Origin of the sequence: Xiashengella succiniciproducens (assembly GCF_023674465.1) — a bacterium.
Taxonomy (GTDB): domain Bacteria; phylum Bacteroidota; class Bacteroidia; order Bacteroidales; family Marinilabiliaceae; genus Geofilum; species Geofilum succiniciproducens.
Map to the genome: position 1 here is coordinate 1,247,188 of NZ_CP098400.1, position 19,613 is coordinate 1,266,800.

Annotated in this window: 16 protein-coding genes; 12 read left to right on the plus strand and 4 right to left on the minus strand. The window is 46.4% G+C overall.

What is annotated here, in order from left to right; translation table 11 throughout:
* Positions 1 to 10 precede the first annotated feature (10 nt).
* The gene (locus tag M9189_RS05225; RefSeq protein ID WP_250725159.1) at positions 11 to 2,161 is read left to right on the plus strand and encodes an alpha-glucuronidase family glycosyl hydrolase; all 2,151 of its coding nucleotides are present in this window, start codon (positions 11 to 13) and stop codon (positions 2,159 to 2,161) included.
* Positions 2,162 to 2,164: 3 nt separating this feature from the next.
* On the opposite strand, the gene M9189_RS05230 is transcribed toward M9189_RS05225, so the two are convergent.
* Entirely contained in the window at positions 2,165 to 2,503 is a 339-nt protein-coding gene (locus M9189_RS05230; protein ID WP_250725161.1) for a translation initiation factor, read from the minus strand.
* A 406-nt stretch (positions 2,504 to 2,909) separates the two neighbouring features.
* On the opposite strand from M9189_RS05230, the gene M9189_RS05235 reads away from it, so the two are divergent.
* From M9189_RS05235 to rplI, 7 genes are all read left to right on the plus strand, one after another.
* A complete protein-coding gene (locus tag M9189_RS05235; RefSeq protein ID WP_250725162.1) occupies positions 2,910 to 3,743 on the plus strand; it encodes a sulfide/dihydroorotate dehydrogenase-like FAD/NAD-binding protein in 834 nt (277 codons plus the stop codon).
* Positions 3,744 to 3,746: 3 nt separating this feature from the next.
* Positions 3,747 to 5,237: an NADPH-dependent glutamate synthase gene (gene gltA / locus M9189_RS05240; protein ID WP_250725163.1), complete on the plus strand. Its 1,491-nt coding sequence runs from the start codon at positions 3,747 to 3,749 to the stop codon at positions 5,235 to 5,237.
* An 11-nt stretch (positions 5,238 to 5,248) separates the two neighbouring features.
* On the plus strand, positions 5,249 to 6,241 hold the full coding sequence (locus tag M9189_RS05245; RefSeq protein ID WP_250725164.1) for a dihydroorotate dehydrogenase-like protein: 993 nt from the start codon (positions 5,249 to 5,251) through the stop codon (positions 6,239 to 6,241).
* 152 nt (positions 6,242 to 6,393) lie between these two features.
* Positions 6,394 to 6,939: a hypothetical protein gene (locus tag M9189_RS05250; protein WP_250725165.1), complete on the plus strand. Its 546-nt coding sequence runs from the start codon at positions 6,394 to 6,396 to the stop codon at positions 6,937 to 6,939.
* A gap of 163 nt (positions 6,940 to 7,102) precedes the next feature.
* Complete coding sequence (gene rpsF / locus M9189_RS05255) at positions 7,103 to 7,453, plus strand: 30S ribosomal protein S6 (RefSeq protein WP_250725166.1); 351 nt, start codon at positions 7,103 to 7,105, stop codon at positions 7,451 to 7,453.
* 3 nt (positions 7,454 to 7,456) lie between these two features.
* Positions 7,457 to 7,726: a 30S ribosomal protein S18 gene (rpsR, locus tag M9189_RS05260; RefSeq protein ID WP_250725167.1), complete on the plus strand. Its 270-nt coding sequence runs from the start codon at positions 7,457 to 7,459 to the stop codon at positions 7,724 to 7,726.
* 19 nt (positions 7,727 to 7,745) lie between these two features.
* Positions 7,746 to 8,192, plus strand: a complete 447-nt coding sequence (gene rplI, locus M9189_RS05265) for a 50S ribosomal protein L9 (RefSeq protein WP_250725168.1) — start codon at positions 7,746 to 7,748, stop codon at positions 8,190 to 8,192.
* A 167-nt stretch (positions 8,193 to 8,359) separates the two neighbouring features.
* Here rplI and M9189_RS05270 read toward each other — a convergent pair whose 3' ends face one another.
* From M9189_RS05270 to M9189_RS05280, 3 genes are all read right to left on the minus strand, one after another.
* Complete coding sequence (locus M9189_RS05270; protein WP_250725170.1) at positions 8,360 to 8,737, minus strand: RidA family protein; 378 nt, start codon at positions 8,735 to 8,737, stop codon at positions 8,360 to 8,362.
* Entirely contained in the window at positions 8,721 to 8,999 is a 279-nt protein-coding gene (locus tag M9189_RS05275; RefSeq protein WP_250725172.1) for a hypothetical protein, read from the minus strand. Before M9189_RS05275 ends, M9189_RS05270 begins: the two co-directional genes overlap by 17 nt.
* A gap of 540 nt (positions 9,000 to 9,539) precedes the next feature.
* Positions 9,540 to 12,356, minus strand: a complete 2,817-nt coding sequence (locus tag M9189_RS05280; RefSeq protein WP_250725173.1) for a putative LPS assembly protein LptD — start codon at positions 12,354 to 12,356, stop codon at positions 9,540 to 9,542.
* Between the two features lie 197 nt (positions 12,357 to 12,553).
* Here M9189_RS05280 and M9189_RS05285 point away from each other — a divergent pair, with 197 nt between their 5' ends.
* The 4 genes from M9189_RS05285 (at position 12,554) to M9189_RS05300 (ending at position 19,568) form a co-directional block, all read left to right on the plus strand.
* On the plus strand, positions 12,554 to 13,849 hold the full coding sequence (locus tag M9189_RS05285; RefSeq protein WP_250725175.1) for an N-acetylmuramoyl-L-alanine amidase family protein: 1,296 nt from the start codon (positions 12,554 to 12,556) through the stop codon (positions 13,847 to 13,849).
* Between the two features lie 26 nt (positions 13,850 to 13,875).
* A complete protein-coding gene (locus tag M9189_RS05290) occupies positions 13,876 to 15,144 on the plus strand; it encodes an MlaD family protein (RefSeq protein WP_250725177.1) in 1,269 nt (422 codons plus the stop codon).
* A 353-nt stretch (positions 15,145 to 15,497) separates the two neighbouring features.
* Complete coding sequence (gene dnaA / locus M9189_RS05295) at positions 15,498 to 16,922, plus strand: chromosomal replication initiator protein DnaA (protein WP_250725179.1); 1,425 nt, start codon at positions 15,498 to 15,500, stop codon at positions 16,920 to 16,922.
* Between the two features lie 156 nt (positions 16,923 to 17,078).
* Positions 17,079 to 19,568, plus strand: coding sequence for a LysM peptidoglycan-binding domain-containing protein (locus M9189_RS05300; RefSeq protein WP_250725181.1), 2,490 nt, complete (start codon positions 17,079 to 17,081; stop codon positions 19,566 to 19,568).
* Positions 19,569 to 19,613 lie beyond the last annotated feature (45 nt).

The following is a 19,613-nucleotide window of genomic DNA, read 5'->3' on the forward strand; positions in this document are numbered from 1 at the left end:
TATTATGAAGATGAAGTACGGAAGATTGATGGCAGTTGTAGCTGCCCTGATGTTTTTGCCTATGTTGGTTGGAGCCGAGACAGGTGCTGACCTGTGGCTTCGATACAGTAAGCTGCCTGAGTCTATGGCAACCGGGTATAGGAAGGAGGCTAAGAGTCTGGTGGTTACAGGTAATGATGCAACACAACAGGCTGCTGCCGGAGAGATCCGTATGGCTTTGAGGAGTTTGTTGGGCACAACACCCACACTAAGCAAGGGTGTTGCTGACGGTAGCATAGTTCTGGCCACTAGTTCTGATAAAATAGTAAAAGACCTGATTCCTGGCGGACTGGAGTTATCCGATGATGAAGCTTATGTGATCAGGACTGTCAGCGTGAAGAAAGGCAAGGCCATCCTTATTGCCGGCCGTACCACGACCGGAATCCTGTACGGTACTTTTGACCTTCTGCGCAGGATGCAAAACGGAGAAGATATAAGTAATCTAGATATAAATGAGCAGCCTGCTTACAAACTAAGACTGCTCAACCACTGGGACAATCTGAATGGCACAGTGGAACGTGGTTATGCCGGACACTCAATATTCTGGAACCGTGAGGAGAGTTTTGAACAACTCAAAGATCAGTATCTTACCTATGCACGAGCCAACGCTTCAGTTGGTATTAACGGAACTGTACTTAACAATGTAAATGCAAGCCCTGAAGTGTTGAATACTGAGAATCTGGAAAGGGTAAAGCAACTGGCAGATCTGTTCCGTCCATACAATATTAAAGTTTACCTGGCGGTAAACTTTGCATCACCTGCAGTTCTTGGAGGACTTGACACAGCCGATCCACTTGATGAGAATGTACAGCAATGGTGGAGGGACAAAGCTGCTGAGATTTACAAGATGATACCCGACTTTGGGGGCTTCCTTGTAAAGGCCAATTCCGAAGGTCAGCCCGGTCCGATGGACTTCGGTCGTACCCATCAGGATGGTGCCAATATGCTTGCAGGCGTGCTCAAACCCCACAATGGAGTGGTCATGTGGAGGGCCTTCGTTTATGAGCCCACCAACAGCGACCGGGCCATGCAGGCATACAATGAGTTTATGCCCTTCGACGGCAAGTTTGCCGATAACGTAATAGTCCAGGTGAAGAATGGTCCTGTAGATTTCCAGCCCCGTGAACCATTTAGTCCGCTCTTTGGTGCAATGCAAAAGACTCCCCTGATGGTCGAATTTCAGATTACACTGGAATATCTGGGACATTCAAATCAACTGGCCTACCTGGCAACAATGTGGAAGGAAGTGCTGGATGCCGATACCTGGGCTTTGGGCGCAGGATCATCGGTGGCACGTGCCACCGATGGCAGCCTGTTTGGCAATGAACTTACTGCCATAGCTGGGGTTGCAAATATCGGCAGGGATATCAACTGGTGCGGACATGATTTGCTGCAAAGCAACTGGTACGCCTTTGGCAGGCTGGCATGGAATCATCAATTAAGCAGCGAGCAGATAGCCGAAGAATGGATCAGGATGACCTTTACAAATGACGACAGCTTTGTTTCAACCCTTGAGGAAGTTATGATGCGTTCTCGTGAGGCAGTAGTGAGTTATATGACACCTATGGGACTGCATCACCTTATGGGATGGGATCATCACTACGGTCCGGAGCCATGGACTGACCTTAGCTGGGCAAGAGCTGACTGGCTACCTAGGTATTACCACCGTGCGGGCGAAGACGGTATTGGCTTTGACCGCAGCTCTAAAGGCAGCAATGCTGTAAGTCAGTACTTTAGTCCCTTGAGGGAGATGTATGATAATCCTGCTACCTGTCCCGAGAATTTGTTGCTGTGGTTTCACCACCTGCCCTGGGATTACAGGCTTGCAAGCGGTAAGACACTTTGGGATGCCTTGGTGTACAAGTATTACGAAGGCGTTGAACAAGCCCGCTTCTTCCAGAAAGAATGGGATAAGTTGGAGGGAAAGATAGATCAGGAAAGATTTGAGGCCATCAGGTATAAGTTCAAGCAACAGACTAAGGAAGCTATTTGGTGGAGAGATGCCTGTGTGCTGTACTTTCAGACTTTCTCGAAAAGGCCGATACCGGCCGAACTCGAAAGACCGGTACATGACCTGGATGAGCTTAAGTCACTGAAGTTTGATTTGAAGCATCATAATTGATGCTCAACCCCCAGCCTTCTTGGCCTTGTAGCCGTTTGCCGTGAGCCAGTTTACTATCTTGTCGCGGTGATCGCCCTGGATAAGTATTTCGCCGTCTTTCGAACTGCCTCCCGTTCCGCAGAGGTTTTTAAGTTTCTTCTCAAGATCCTTGAGGTCACTGCCACTTCCGATAAAGTCGGTGACCAGAGTAACGACCTTTCCGTTACGGTTTTTCTTATCCAGCCACACCTTCAGGTTTTGCTGAGACGGTGGCAGAGTTGCAGCATCATCCTGCACCTCTTCATAGCTGAAGTCGGGGTTGGTGCTGAAAACTATTCCGCCTTTGTTATTCTTCTTTGACATGTCTGTATTGCTGCTTTTGGGGTTAATACTTAACTCCTGATGGCTCAAAAATACTAAAACAGTATTTATTGCAACAACAATATTCTGTAGTTGTATGGACAAATGCGACCAGTAATTATATCTGGGATTTTACTAAGGTTGGTGATGAAAATATGTAGCGGCCATTACTTGGGTTAAATAATTTAGAATTAGTGTAAATAGGGTTCTTGACGATATCACAGAGTAAAATGCAGTTCTTTTATCACTATTTTTGTGCGATTATGAAAATTGTCATTGATTTTACGCTTTTGCTTATTAGATGACAGCAAAAGTCCGACAATTGTAATAATCTAAATAAACTCCCATGGATGGCGGGGAGCCGGGAGTCTCTTATCTCACGTAGTAATCGCAGCAAACAAGAGTTATAATGAACAAAATTGTAGGAAAGAAGATTTTCTCTGAGAATGTGGTAGGCCTCGACATTGAGGCGCCGCGTATAGCAAAGGCCCGCAAGGCAGGCCACTTCGTTATAGTCCGCGTGGACGAAAAAGGAGAACGCATCCCACTAACCATTTCCTCGGCCGACTCAGTCAAAGGTACCATCACCTTGGTTATCCAAAAGGTTGGCGTCAGCTCTCGCAAGCTGACGTCTCTGGAGCCCGGCGACACCGTTCTCGACATAGTAGGACCCCTTGGTCAGGCCACTCATGTTGAGAACTTCGGAACAGTTCTCGCCTGTGGTGGTGGAGTAGGAGTTGCCCCTCTGCTTCCCATTGTTGAGGCAATGAAGAAAGCCGGCAACAAGGTAATATCGGTTATCGCTGCACGCAACAAAGAACTTCTGATACTCGAGGATCAGATACGTGAGTATTCCGATGAGGTTATTGTATTGACCGACGACGGTTCCTATGGTCGCAAAGGTCTTATCACGGAAGGTATGGAAGAAGTCATTGCCCGTGAAAAGATAGATCATGCAGTTATCATTGGTCCGGGCATTATGATGAAGTTTGCCTCAATGGTAACTAAAAAGCATAATATCCCATCGATAGCAAGTCTCAACACAATAATGGTTGACGGAACGGGTATGTGCGGCGCCTGCCGTGTGACGGTTGGTGGTCGCACCAGGTTTGTCTGCGTTGACGGACCCGAGTTTGATGCTGCCGAAGTTGACTTCGATGAGATGCTGATGCGACTTAACGGTTACAAAGCCGAGGAGCTAAAGGCAGCAGAGGAATATTCATGTAAAGTAGCAAACAAGTAGATTATGGCCAGTATAAATACAGACAGGACAGAATATCTGAGGCAGGAAAGAAGTGCTCCATGGCGTGAGGAGCTCAGAAAGAGCAAAAAGAACAAAGAGCGCACTGATATTCACCGTGTTGAGATGCCCTCAGCCCCCCCTATGGAAAGGGCCCGTTCCTATGTTGAAGTAAACATGGGACTTACAGTCGAAGAGGCTGTGGTAGAGGCATCAAGGTGTATTGACTGTCCCGATCCAACATGTGTACAGGGTTGTCCGGTAGGAGTCAACATTCCCAAGTTTATCAAGAATATCGAGAGAGGTGAATTCCTCGAAGCCGCCAAAACCCTGAAGGACACAAACACCCTTCCTGCAGTATGCGGTCGTGTATGTCCCCAGGAAAAGCAATGTGAATCCAACTGTTTTTACAAAATAAAAATGAACCGCGAGCCGGTTGCAATCGGTTACCTTGAAAGGTTTGCTGCTGACTATGAACAGAACAGCGGAAATATTTCAGTACCCGAAGTAGCGCCCTCAAACGGTCGCAAAGTTGCCGTTATCGGTTCAGGACCTGCAGGACTGGCCTTTGCAGGCGACATGGCCAAGCTGGGTTATGAAGTTCACATCCTCGAAGCCCTTCACGAGATTGGTGGAGTGTTGAAGTACGGTATCCCCGAGTTCCGTCTGCCCAACAAAGTTGTGGATGTAGAGATAGAAAACCTCCGCAAGATGGGCGTAAAGTTTGAAACAAACTTCATCGTAGGTAAGACAGCAACAATCGATGACCTCCGCGAAGAAGGTTTTGAAGGCTTTTTCGTTGCCAGCGGTGCAGGCTTGCCGCGCTTTATGAATATCCCCGGTGAAAACCTCGTTGGAATCCTTAGCAGTAACGAGTACCTGACCCGTGTCAACCTGATGGGAGCTTCCCACTCAGGTATGGATACACCCGTTGTCAAAGGCAAGAGAGTAGTCGTCGTTGGAGGAGGTAACACAGCAATGGACTCAGTGCGCACGGCACTGCGCCTAGGTGCTGAAAAGGCCACCATCGTTTACCGCCGCTCACTTGAAGAAATGCCTGCAAGGGTAGAAGAGGTAAAGCACGCCATGGAAGAAGGTGTTGAATTCCTTACCCTGTGCAATCCGGTTGAATATATTGGTAATGAAAATGGAAGGGTAAAACAGGTTCGTCTGCAAAAGATGGAACTAGGTGAGCCCGACGCCGACGGGCGTCGTTCCCCTGTTGTAGTGGAAGGTTCAGAATTCCTGATCGATGCTGACACAGTAGTTGTAAGTATCGGTGTTTCACCCAACCCGCTTATTCCACAGTCATTACCCAACCTGAAGGTGACAAGGTGGAAGACCCTGGACGTTGATCCCGACACTCTCCAGACATCCATCCCGGATATCTTTGCCGGAGGTGATATAGTACGTGGTGGAGCTACTGTAATCCTTGCCATGGGGGACGGCCGCAAGGCAGCAGCATCCATGCATGAGTACCTGCAAAACAAACAATAAAACAAAGAGACATGGTCGATCTTAAAACCAAATATCTGGGCCTTGAACTCAAGAACCCCATCATAGTGGGAAGTTCGGGTCTTACCGGCAACTTCGAATCAATAGAGCGACTAGCAGCCAATGGAGCTGCCGCTGTTGTTATCAAATCCCTCTTTGAGGAAGAGATCAGGATGGAATATCGTCATTCGCTGTCCAAAGGCCTTGCTGATCAGGATAGCAATCTCGACTTCCTGGATTACTTTGACTATGAGCTGAAGCATGATATGCTGACAAGGTGCTCGGCACTTATCAGGGATGTCAAGTCACGTCTAGGTATCAAGGTTATTGCAAGCATCAACTGCAGTTCGGCTGGCGAATGGTTTTCCTATGCCGCAAAACTAGAGGAGGCTGGTGCAGATGCTATCGAACTCAATATTTACCGGCTCGAGACAGATGTAAATATGAGTGCTGCTTCAATCAGTGAGCGTTATCTCAACATAGTAAAGAAGGTGTTGGATCACGTAAGCATTCCGGTAGCTGTAAAACTACCGCCCTACATGACCGACACAGCCTATATGGCTGGTCAGTTGGCTGCCCTTGGAGTTAAGGGTCTGGTACTGTTCAACCGCTTTTACAATCCCGATATAGACCTTGAAAGTAACCGCATAGTTTCCGGTCAGGTATATTCCAACCCATCCGACTATGCATGGCCACTAAGGTGGATCTCAGTATTGTCGGGCAAGGTTGATGTCGACCTTGCAGCATCCAATGGTATTCATAATGCTGAGACAGCTGTCAAGATGATTGTCGCTGGAGCCGATGCAGTTCAGCTTGTTTCAGCAATATACAAGAACGGAGCTGGCTATCTGCTGGACATCCTCACTGGTTTTGAAAAGTGGATGAAGGCCAGGGATTTCAAAGATCTGGAAGCTGTAAGATCGTATGGTCGCAGTCTGAAGCCTGCCGATCCGGGTCTGTTTGAACGTGTTCAGTTTATGAAATACTTTGGAGATTATTCAATATAGCAACAACGCATTGAAGTACTGCATTATAAAAAATTGTTCGGAAATTCTTCGGAAACCTTGAAACCACGGGAGAAACAGGGGCGTACAAGCCCCTGTTTTTTTTATTCAGAAATATTAAATCTTAAGTTAACATGAAGAATCTGTAGAAATTAATGTGCCTGAGCCTGGTTTTAAGTCTGGGCGTTGCTGCTTGCAGTGAAGATGAAAAGGATACAGTACCAGCAAACTATCTGCAAGTTGGAAGCAAGTATTATGCCCTTAAGAAGGGCTTTGTTGTCAAGTATAGCGAAAGTAATCTTGGTAAAGATCTGTATGATCTTGAGCTGGACCTGATGGGATCCGGACTGAATTATGACAACGACGAAGGAGTGTTTAAGGGTAAGGGGCCAGTCTTCTATCTTACAGCTGATACAACTTCTGGTACAGAGATAGTTTCAGGAGAGTATGACTTTACAGATGATTATGATAATTATCCTGAAGTAAACAAGGCCTATGGTGCAAGCTACTGGACCTCCTTTGAGCCTGAAAATATGGGCTATGATGGTAGGGTATTGCTTGAGGGCTCAGTCAGTATTGAAGTTGATGAGAATGGAGTTTACGAAGTAAGCTATGAAGGTAAAGATGAACTTGACAACAGCATCAAGGTGTATTACAAGGGGGTGATAAACTTCATTGACGCTTCAGGCGAAGAAGATTAGGAATAATCAGTTTTAATAGTACCAGCGCAGCCTCGTGGCTGCGCTTTTTTGTTGGTTGATGGTCAGGATTTTTGTGAAAGCTTTATGTTGATTCTGTTGTATGATAAATTATTTTGTACTACTTTTGCGCCGCTAATCAATTAATAAACAAAAAATCGTTTCTATGTTGAACAGTTATGAAACCGTTTTCATTTTAACTCCCGTTTTGTCTGATGCTCAGATGAAGGAAGCGGTAGAAAAGTTCAGGAATATGATCCTGGAGAATGGAGGCGAAGTTGTCCATGAGGAGAACTGGGGCCTTCGCAAACTGGCTTATCCTATCGACAAGAAGTCAACAGGTTTTTATCGCCTGATTGAGTTCAAGGCAGCCCCTTCTTTTGTCGAAACTTTGGAAGTAAACTATCGCCGTGATGAGCGTGTGATTCGCTTCCTGACAGTTAAACTTGACAAGTATGCGCTGCAGTATGCTGAAAAGAGAAGAAGTAACAAAAAAGAAGAAGTAAAGGAGAACTAAGCCATGGCACAAAATCAAAGTGAGATCAGATATCTTACACCTCCGTCAGTAGAGATTAAGAAAAAGAAATACTGCCGATTCAAAAAGAACAGGATTAAGTATGTTGACTTCAAGGATCCTGAATTCCTCAAGAAATTTCTGAATGAACAGGGCAAGATTCTTCCACGTCGTTTGACAGGAACTTCATTGAAGTACCAAAGGAAGGTAGCTCGTGCAGTAAAGAGAGCTCGTCATTTGGCCTTGCTGCCTTTTGTAACTGACTTGTTGAAATAATATTAGGAGGAAAAGGACCATGATGGAGATTATCTTAAAAGAAGACGTGGCTCAACTGGGCCAAAAAGGTGATATAGTCAAGGTAAAGCCCGGCTACGGCAGGAATTACCTGATCCCCCAGGGTTTGGCAGTATTGGCAACACCTTCAGCACTTAAAGTACATGCTGAAAATAAGAAGCAAAGGGCTCACAAGGAAGAAAAGCTGAAACAAGAAGCTCTTGTTCTGGCTGGTAAACTTGAAGGCAAGAAGCTTACTATCGGTGCCAAGGCTAGTGCAAGCGGCAAGATCTTCGGATCAGTTAACAATATCCAGATCGCTGAAGTTCTTGAAACCCAAGGTTTCAAACTTGAGCGTAAGAATATTGAGATTCCGGAAGCCGTTAAGGAACTTGGAAACTACAAGGCTACTATCAAGTTACATCGCGAGGTAAAAGTCGAAATTGAATTTGAAGTTGTAGCAGAATAAGGTATTAACTACACTACGTTTTTCAAACAAACAACAAAGCGGGCGTTTCCTTCGGGAATGCCCGCTTTGCGTTTCTTGTGTGGGAGAGCTGCTTTGGACTCTGTAATGCAGTTCCCGTTTTTTCAGCGTTGCGGTCGGACCCTTGTCGCTTGTCTAAGATCTGACGCTTACTTTACGGCGACTGTCTCAATCTCTACAAGTACACCAAGTGGAAGGGCCTTGACTGCAAAAGCGGCCCTTGCAGGGTGCTCCTCTGTATAATAAGTAGCATAGACCTCGTTCATTGCCTTGAAGTCCTCGATATTTGCCAGGAGACAGGTTGACTTGACTACATCCTTGTAGCTGCATCCAGCCGCCTTAAGGATGGCTCCGATGTTCTTCATTACCTGGTGAGTCTGTTCGGTAATTCCACCTTCTACAACCTTGCCAGTTGCAGGATCTACAGGTATCTGACCTGAGATATACAGGGTGCCGTTAATTTCTATTGCCTGGCTGTAAGGGCCAATTGCTGCCGGGGCATCCGGGGTACTAATTATTCTTTTCATACTGCTCGTCTTTGTTTCCTGCAAATGTATCATTCCTTTCAGTTGCAGACAAGGCTCTTTCCTTTTTTACCACCCGTGTGGCAATATCCAACTGTACAGAAAACTCACTATGAAGCTGCCTTAAGAAATTTGCGTAAAGAAAATCCGATTTGGAGCCGTCAAGAAATTCAGGCTGTCTGAGCGAAGCGAGTTTCCTGAATTTTAGGCGAGGGGCCGGATTCTTTGCATGATTTATTTCATTAGATGGGGGAGCAGCTGGCAAATCGTGGCATACTGCACATGAAGCAGCCTTAAGAAATCTGCGTAAAGAAAATCCGATTTGGAGCCGTTAAGAAATTCAGGCTGTCTGAGCGAAGCGAGTTTCCTGAATTTTAGGCGAGGGGCCGGATTCTTGGCATGATTTATTTCATTAGATGGGGGAGCAGTTGGCAAATCGTGGCATACTGCACATGAAGCAACCTTAAGAAATCTGCGTAAAGAAAATCCGATTTGGAGCCGTCAAGAAATTCAGGCTGTCTGAGCGAAGCGAGTTTCCTGAATTTTAGGCGAGAGGCCGGATTCTTGGTATGATTTATTTCTTCAGATGGGGGAGCAGTTGGCAAATCGAGGCATACTGCACATGAAGCTGCCTTAAGAAATTTGCGTAAAGAAAATCCGATTTGGAGCCGTTAAGAAATTCAGGCTGTCTGAGCGAAGCGAGTTTCCTGAATTTTAGGCGCAAAGGAGGATTTTTAGCAAATTTATTTCAGTGGCTGAATGTGCAGTATGCCTTTACAAAACGACAGTAGAAATAAAGCAGCTTCTAGAACCAGTTTGGATTGTCGCGCGGGTGGCTCCTCTTCTCGTACTTCAGGTCACGAAGCATAGTGCTGTTGATAGCGATTGAGAAGAAGAACGACTTGTAAGCACCGAAGGGCACCATGTTGAAGTTCATGTTCCAGCAGTGCAGGTTACGGCTAATGCTCAGGTTGGTGTGAGAGATCTCCTTACGCTCCAGGTTGTAACCGGTAGACATATTGATACTCCACTTCTTGGTAAGCGATACATTACCCGAAAGGCTCACATCAGCAGTAAACTTGTAGTCAAACTTCCTGGCAACCGGGTCAAACTTGGCAGTATTGGGTATGACCCGCATATTGTAGTTGACGCTGATATTCCAAGGCATCTCAAACTTGGCATAGCCTTCATCACCTTCCTCCAGAGGTTCAACATCCAGGACAGGCAATACAGCCTCCTCCAAAGCATCAGGATCATCCAGAGGATTGGCCTCAGGCAACTGATTGCTCTGATCGTCGCTCTGGTTGCCTGCATCATCCGACTTCTTCTTTTTGAAGGTATCAGCCCCAAAGTTGAAGCCGAAGCTCAGGTTTGCTGTTTCCAACCTGGCAAGCCTGTTGTTGGCCGACCACTCAAAACTGTTGATACGTTGTACAGACTTGGTAGTAGGAGATACCTGTACTGAATCCAGAGCATAGGGATCAAAAACAGCTCCGAAACTGATATTGGTACCAAAGATCTTGGTACGGCCATTCATGTTAATTCTGCTAAGAGCAAACTCATCAGCAAGCATGTTGTATGAAGTACTAAAGTTTAGTGCTTCAAGAATTGCAACCTTCTTAAATCCGGTTGAATCCCTGTCGCTCTTAAGCTTCATCTCAAGTGTGTTGCCAAGGTTAAAACCGATTGAACCCGACTCACGGCTTGAAGGATAACCATAGATACTACCTTCATAGATTGAGTAGTCCTGCTTGACGATTCTATCGCTCCTTACATCATAGTACTCCAGATGATCAAAATAGCCGTATTTGGGGTCGGTAAAGTTGGGAGTATAGCCCACGCTAACACTTGGGGTCATCACGTGTCGTATGACGTTAATCTTGTCACCAAACAAAGCTCTGATGGGTCTGTAATACGTATAAATCTTTGTGCTGGTACCTACACCAAAGCTATAGTCGTATGCCCTCTGAAAGCCTCCTACTGTGTCTGTAACTACCACCTTCTGGGCTTCCTCATCCCAGCTCTTTCTGATTGACTTCAGGTACCATCTTTCATTATAGTTAAAACTTGGAGTCAGAGTGAAATACTTCAGCAGCTTGAGGTTCATCGACACCGGAATAGAGTGTTTTGCACCGTTTCTCCAGTCATTGCTAAGGCTCTTGGCTGTAAAGCTCAGATCCCTTTCATGTGTTTTGACCTCGTTCTTGAAGTTACCCTTATATGAAATACTTACAGTCTCATACCACCTTTCCTTAGTACCTATCTTGTTCTTGCTCTTGAATGGGTAGATCCGGCTCATAGTAAGGGTAAAGTCGGGTATAGTAAGGTTGATAGAAGTATCCCTACTGTTTTGTGAGTGCAGGAGGTTGACCGACAGGTTGAATGGTGAGCCCGGGAAGCGTTTGGTATAGGAAATACTTGAACGCTTCTGGTTTTGTGCCAGAATCTCAGGATTGATGATACTACCTACATTGTTACGGTCGAATGAGCTTGTTGAGTAGTTTACACTGGCTGACAGCGAACTGTTTGGATTGGCCTTTGCATCCTGACGGTGAGACCATGTTATAGAAAAGTCCTTTGATTTGCTGTAATCGGGAAGATCCTTCTCACTGGTTACGTTTGTTATAGTCTGCAGGTTAAAAGCACCACTGTATTTATATCTCTTCCTGTAATTCGAAGCAGTTTTCAAGCCCCATGATCCGTTAGCATAGATATCTCCGGTCAGTGAGAGGTCAAAATACTGACCTGCAGCCCAGTAATAACCACCATCCCTGAGGAAGAAGCCACGGTTGCTTTCCTCACCGTAGGAAGGCATCAGGATCCCCGAACTGTAGCTGCTTGTCGATGGCACAAAGGCAAAGGGGATGAACAGCGGGAAAATCTTAACATCCTCCACAACAAGGTAGGCCGGTCCGGTAACAATCTTATTACCCGGGATAACCTTGGCCTTTGTCATATTAATATAAAAGTGAGGATGGTCAAGGTGGTCGCAGGTGGTATAGCGTCCGTCCTTGAGGAAGTACGAGTTGTCATCATTCTTCTTGGCCCATTCACTCACCACATAGCCTTCGCCCTGGGTTGTAACGACGTGCTCTATTATCGCCTTTTCAGTTTCGAAGTTGTACTTCATCCGGCGCATCGTGTACTCGCCACTCTTATCCTTAAATACCGGCAGTCCCTTTTCCTCACCGTTCTCATCAATATATCCCTCGGCAAAAGCCAGCGTACTGTCAATATCGAGTTCGATATAATACGCCTTCAGTTCAACGTCAAGGTAACTGACCCTTGCATCACCGTAGAGGTGAACCTTGCCACGGTCAAAGATTACCGAGTCCTTTGCACCATATTGAATCTCGGCCTCAAACATAGGTCTGGCCTTCTTCGTCGTATCGGTACCTGCAGCAAGAGAGTCAGATGTTTCAACCGCTGACGGCAGGGCCAGCTCGTCAAAAGCTGGGACACTGGATTGCGGGATAGTATCTTGTACCTGGGCATTGGATATTTCGGCTGTAGTAGCAGCCGACAGGGCAGCAAACAAAAAGGATGAAAAGCAGCTCAACAGCACGGAACGTTTGCTTAACATCCTGAACCTTATTATGATATTAAATGTCTTGCTACTCAAGATATCACCTGCTTTGTTTTTGATATGGCACAAAAATAAGGTAAAAAATGGTCTTCCGGCATTTAGCCATATAAAAAAAGCCTAAGCATAGCTTAATCCTCTTTAAGCGGCCATAATTACCTTTCGGCCTCATTTTTGCCCTATAGTCTTAGATATTTATTATTTTTGGCCTGGATTTCATTCCAAACAAGCTTGATATGCAGTTTAGTTTCAATTCTATATTCTCACGCCTGGCATATCTGGGCGCTGTACTTTTGATAGGCATTGGTGCGGTATCGGATGCCGCTGCACAGAAGGAGAGCAGGGGGAGTTTCCGAACGGTGGTGCTGGACCCAGGACACGGCGGCAAGGACCCCGGAGCACTGGGCAAGACTGCAAAGGAGAAGGACATAGTACTGGCGGTGGCGCTTAAGGTCGGTGAATATCTCAAGAAAGAGATGCCCGACCTCAACCTGGTTTACACCCGCAACACTGACGTCTTCGTGCCCCTTGATGAAAGGGCCGAGATAGCAAATAAGGCAAAGGCCGACCTTTTCGTATCCATACATGCCAACTGGATCAGTAACCCAAAGATTCAGGGTACAGAAACCTTTGTGCTGGGTCTTCACAGATCTGAAGAAAACTTAGAGGTAGCAAAGAAGGAAAACTCAGTAATCATCCTCGAGGATGATTACTCCACCAAGTATGAGGGCTTCGATCCCAACCAGACGGAGTCATATATAATCTTCGAGCTGATGCAGAATGTATATCTAGATCAGAGCATCGAGGCTGCATCGGCAATTCAGCAACAGTTTGAGAAAAGGGTAGGACGCCATAACAGAGGTGTCAAGCAGGCCGGATTTCTTGTGCTTCGCAAGACTGCGATGCCGGGGATACTTGTTGAACTGGGCTTTCTGAGCAATCAGGACGAGGAGAAGTTTATGATGTCGGAAGAGGGACAGACCTATCTGGCATCGGCTATTTTCCGTGCTATACGTGATTATAAAAACCGCTTCGAGGCAAGGAGTAATGTTAATGTCAACGGTGTGGATTCCGGCAAGGGACAGAGTGCAAAGGGACAGGACAGGGCTCAGCAGGGCAAAGGACAAGACAAAGGCCAGACAGCCTCAGGTAAGGAGCAGACTTCGACCTCAACTCAGTCACAGGCAACAGGCCAGCCTCTGACTTCGGCCGGGGCTCAGTCAGCGGATAAGGGAAAGGCTGAGTCGGCCACGACAGCCACAGTTCAGGCCCCTTCCACTGATAAGATAGAATTCAGGATCCAGGTCGCAGCATCAACCACCCGTATCAAGGAAGGTACTGGCCCATACAAACTCTTTAAGGAGGTATGGGAATACAAGGAAGGTAACATATATAAGTACACGACGGGGTACTCCACCACTTATGATCAGATTGCTGCGCAGTTGCCCGAGGTACGCAAGGTAGTGCCCGACAGTTTTATAATTGGCTTTAAGAATGGCGAGAAGGTTCCGGTTTCGTCCCTCCGCCAGTAATCTTTTTATCATCTTAAATTTTAAACATGCAGATTAATATTCGACGTGAATTCAAGATTGCCATACTTGTCCTGATAGCAGGTTTCATTCTTATATGGGGACTCAACTTTCTTAGAGGAGCTTCTATTTTCACAAGTGGTACCATTTACTCGGGCGTTTTCCCGAGTGTCGAGGAGATTAACTCAGGTGGACCGGTCAACTACAAAGGCTTCAAGGTGGGATATGTCAAGTCCATCAGCCTTTACAAGGAAGAGCCCGGTATGTTTCTCGTCACCTTTGTAATCACCGAGGATCTGCCTATCACCGAGGGTACTGTTGCCGAGCTCTACACAGTTGACATACTGGGAGCCAAGGCCATCAGGATACTGCAAGGCGAGAGCGACAAGGTTCTCCCTGCAGGTTCCATCCTTCAGACCGCTATATCTAGTTCGCTTACCGAACAGGTATCCGTCGAGATTGTTCCGCTGAAAAACAAAGCAGAAAACATGATCGTGAGACTCGATACCCTGTTGAGGAATCTCAACGATGTTTTCTCCGAAGAAAATAAAGAAGGAATCAGCCATGCAATAAAAGATCTGTATCAAACAATGGACAACCTCAACCGCACAAGCATGGCACTCAATAGTGCCATGCAGGATGGAGGCTCCATGGGCTCTGCTCTCAACAACCTTGAAAACTTCACAGGTGCACTCAACAGTCAGTCTGAAAACCTTGCCGGTGCTATTGAGAATATCCATGGACTTACCGGACATATTGCCGAAGCTGATGTTGCAGGTATGCTTGCCAGGCTGGATTCATCACTTCTCAGCCTTTCAACTATCCTTGCCCAAATGGAACAGGGTGAGGGCTCCATGGGTCTTCTGCTTAAGGACGAGACCCTCTATCTCAACCTTACCGATGCTACGGCCAATCTTGACCGTCTGCTGGCCGACGTAAGGCAGAATCCTGGTCGCTACGTAAAAGTCTCAGCAATCGACCTTGGTCGTAACATTTATATCACCGATGATGAAAGCATAGCCCGTGAAAAAGGCATCGTTTTCAAGGTTAAAATCGCTGAAAGCAAAGAACCCCTTCCGATAAGGAACCAACTTGTTCTTGATGGAGTTCCCGTGTCAGAAACTCTTGACGGCAAAACTTTTATCTACACGGTAGGAGAGAGCTCTTCGTACAGGGAAGCCCTGAGCATTCTGGACCGTATCAAGGCGCAATATCCTGGAGCAGAGATATATGCACTTGAGAACAATAAGCCTATAAGTCTTAAAAAAGCCCTTCGTAAGCTGGAAATTAAGGACTGACTTTGCTGTCAAATTGACAGTATTTCGTTGTCAGAATTTATTTGACGAAAGGATGAATTTTTTGTGAGAGGGGGTAGCAATCCTCTTGCATACAGGGGGTTTAGCCGTCTCAGTGAAAGTTTCACTTCGCCCGCAAGTACTTGATAATCAACACTTCAACCCTAAGAAATTTAATTCTTTGAGTATTAGGGAACTAAGGATTTTTAGAAAAATGCAAGTCGAAAATGATTTTTTTATCAAGATATTTTTCGCAAATTTTGTCTTAAAGCAACACTGAAATAGCGACTTTTTCACTCGAAAATACCTATATATCAGCATATTAACTCAAAATTTTTAATGGAAGGCCGAATAAAATGAAATTGGATCACAAAGGAGTCTGGAGCTCGTGTCTTGAATTTATTAAGCAGTCGATCGACCCCGTGGCTTTTCAAACCTGGTTTGAACCTATTGTGCCATTAAAGCTGAAGAACGACGTACTCACCATCCAGGTGCCGAGCCTGTATTTCTATGAAATTATAGAAGAGCAGTACATCAGTCCCCTGCGTAGTGCGCTGCGCAACTACATTGGAGACAATGCCAAACTTGAGTACAGTGTTGTAATGGCCAAAGGCCGTAAGAAGGAGGCCGGTGTGACCTTAAATTTCCCTACATCCAATAAAACGGATGTTCGCAACAAGGCCGTCGATCCTGTTCAAAACCATCAACCTTCCATTAAGAACCCTTTTGTAATACCCGGAATCAAGAAACTGGATGTTGATCCTCAGTTGAATTTACAATATACATTTGAGAATTTTGTAGAAGGTGACTGCAACCGTCTGGCTCGTGCAGCCAGTCTGACCGTAGCCAAGAACCCCGGCAAGACCGCCTTCAACCCCTTGTTCCTTTACGGTTCATCGGGCATAGGCAAGACCCACCTGGCTCAGGCCATCGGTATCGAGGTCAAGGAGCGGTCGCCCGATAAGACTGTTCTCTACGTTAGTGCAAACAAATTTCAAACCCAGTATACAGATTCTATCAGGAGCAATTCACTAAACGATTTTCTGAATTTTTATCAGATGATCGACGTCCTGATACTTGACGATATTCAGGAGTTTGCTGGAAAGACAGGTACGCAAAACACTTTTTTCCACATCTTCAATCACCTGCATCAGAGCGGAAAACAGCTTGTGCTGACTTCCGACCAGGCACCGGCCGACCTGCAGGGTATGGAAGACAGACTGCTATCGCGTTTTAAGTGGGGACTCTCTGCCGATATCAAGGCACCCGACTTTGAAACAAGGATAGACATACTGACCCACAAGACAAGGAAGGACGGAATCAAGGTAACTCAGGATGTTATCCACTACCTTGCCAGCCATATCAACACCAACGTACGTGAACTTGAAGGAGCACTTATCTCCTTGCTCTTCCTTTCGACAGTCAACAAGGATGAAATCACACTTGAGACTGCCCGCAACGTGGTTGAGAAACTGGTTCGCACCCAGCAAAGGGAAATGTCGGTCGACTTTATCAAACAGACCGTGTGCAATTATTACGGCCTTGACGTTGAGTCGCTACAGTCCAAGACCCGTAAGCGTGAAATTGTTCAGGCCCGTCAGATTGCGATGTATTTCTCAAAGAGTTTAACAAACAACTCTCTGTCGGCAATCGGTTCCAAGATTGGTAAGAAAGATCATGCCACCGTGCTGCATGCCTGCAAGACTATATCCAATCTGATCGAGACAGACAAGGAATTTAAGAGCCAGATCAGGGAAATTGAAGCACAGCTAAAGCAATAATTTTCCTGTTAATATAGGAAAGCAACTATAGAAAGACGGCCGGATTGCGAAATCCCGGCCGTTTTTGCTTAGCCTAAATGATACGACAATCGGTGATTTGTATATATTTACTATCTTTGGTACCTAATTTGCGATGTATTATCAAAAAGGCTGTTAATGAAATTCACGAGGCGCACTATATCAGTAATTTTTCTTTTTTCGGTACTGTTAACCGGACTAAATGGGCAGAACCTAACAGGTGAGCTGCCCCAAAAGATGGTGATCAATGGCAAGCAGTACTACCTTCACGTAATTCAGAAGGGTGAAGGACTCTACCGCATCAGCGTTAACTACGGTGTACCGATGCAGGCAATTATCGAGGCCAATCCCGATATCGAAGGCACCCTCAAGATAGGTCAGATACTTCGCATTCCGGTTTCCACTGCGACCCCGGGCACAGCCACATCCACAAGTTTTATCTATCATACGGTCGAGGCCGGACAGACAGCATATTCTCTGTCGAGGAAGTACAATGTAAGCCTTGACGAGCTTTACAAATACAATCCCGGTACCGAAAAAGGTCTGATAGTCGGTGCCATATTGCAGATCCCTGCAAAGCCGGAGCTGCCGGCCCAGGGTGTTGCAGGTCAGGCTGCTGGCCAGGGACAGGTTTCAAGGCCTTTGGGCCAGGCTGCTCAGACGCAGCCTGTTCAGCCACAGGTTCAGACCACACCGGGACAAGCAGCTCAGTCTGCCCAGACCAGGTCTGCTGCTGTTGATATTATGCCCGAGCTGAGCCAGAGGGATGAGCGCTATATCTACCATATTGTTGAAGCGGGTGAGACTATGTACAGCCTTAGCCGCAAGTACAATATTTCCATGGATCAGTTGCTCGAGTACAACCCGGCCCTTCGTTCCGGAGTCCTTGTTTCCGGCAGCGAGATCCGAATACTCAAATCCACGCTGGCCAACAACCTGAGCATTGCCGAGGAGGAGGTTAGTAATCAGGGTGTTGTTGAGGATGACAGGTATCTGTATCATACAATCCAGCCAGGACAGACTCTTTACTCAATAGGACGTATGTATCAGGCCGATCTGGCTGCCATCAAGGCACTAAACCCGGGTCTGAATGAGAACGACCTAAAGGTTGGTTCCGTTATTCGCGTGCCCAAGCCCAAGGTTGATATGAGTCTTGCCGACCTTGACCAGAACGACAGAAGTCTGTACAGAATCCACAAGGTAAAGCGTAAAGAGACCCTGTACGGTATTTCACGCATGTACAATGTTGATGTTGAGACGATAAAACAGATCAATCCACGTATTGACTTCCAGAACCTGCAGACCAGGGATGAGATTCGCATCCCCACAGATGCATGGTTTGCCCGTCAGACAGCCCTTTCAATGAGGAAGGATGAGGCTGAACCCGTCAAGGCTCCCGATATGTCCATTTATGATGTCACGGTGGGGTGTGAAAAAAATTACACACTTGGGTATAAAGAACCCATCAGGGTAGCCCTGATGTTACCTTTTGCGGCAGCTCAGCATCAGTCATATTCTGAGTCAATACAGGTAAGTCGTGAGTCAAGGACCTCAAGCAACCGCAACAAGATGTTTACCGAGTTTTACAGCGGAGTACTGCTGGCTCTCGATACACTCAAGAAGCAAGGTATTTCGGTAGAACTCTCGGTTTACGACATTGCACCCGACACCAATGCTGTCAGGCGTGCACTGCGTGATCCCTCACTTAGCAGGCAGCACCTGATAATTGGTCCAGCACTGGCAGGCGAATTGCCGCTTGTGTCCGAGTTCAGCCGTGCTCATGGTATTCCGTTAGTTTACCCGATGTCGAATACCAACCCGCAGCTGGACAACAATCCTTACCTCTTTCATATCAATACACCCGACTACCTTGTATTTGACAAGATTGCCGAGGATATTGTGAAGCAGGCATCAGGAGGCAAACTGATAGTGATCAGACCGACTGAAAAGGATGATAATGCAGGGCACTTTATCCAATTGCTAAGGCAGAAGGTTGCAGCCACAGAGGGCCGCTGGAATGCAGTCAGAATGGTTGAGTACCTGCCAACTGCCAACGAGATGAACGATTTGATCAACCTTGTTGCCCGTGACAGTGCCAACCACGTCGTAGTACCTTCAACAAAACTATCGGAAGTTTCCCGTCTGGTACCCATTCTTTTTGGTGTAAGGGAGCAGACCAAGGCAAATATCAACTTCTACGGTCTGTCGGATGTGTTGAGGTTTCAGACAGTGGAACCCGAGCAGATTCATGCCCTCAACGGTACCTTCTACCGTCACTTTGGCCTTGACTACAACGACAGTCACACAAAGGCTTTTATTTCGAAATACAGGCAGTGGTATCACACCGAACCCCATGCCATATCACCATTCTTTCAGAGCTCTGATGCCACTTCAGGCTTTTCACGCTATGGAATCTGGGGCTATGATGTAGCCAATTACTTTATCTCGGCGATTGCAAGCTATGGTGAGGACTTTGAACTCTGCCTGGATAAGTTCAGACACGACCAGGTGCAGTTTAACTTCAGGTTTGAGCGGACATCCAACTGGGGCGGCTTCTATAATGCAGGCCTTTACAAGTTCCGCTTCCGTTCTGATCTGAAGATGGAGAGGGTCGCGCTGGACAAATAAACCTATCTTCCGGGGCCGCCTACGTTGTGCGACAGCCGGAAACAA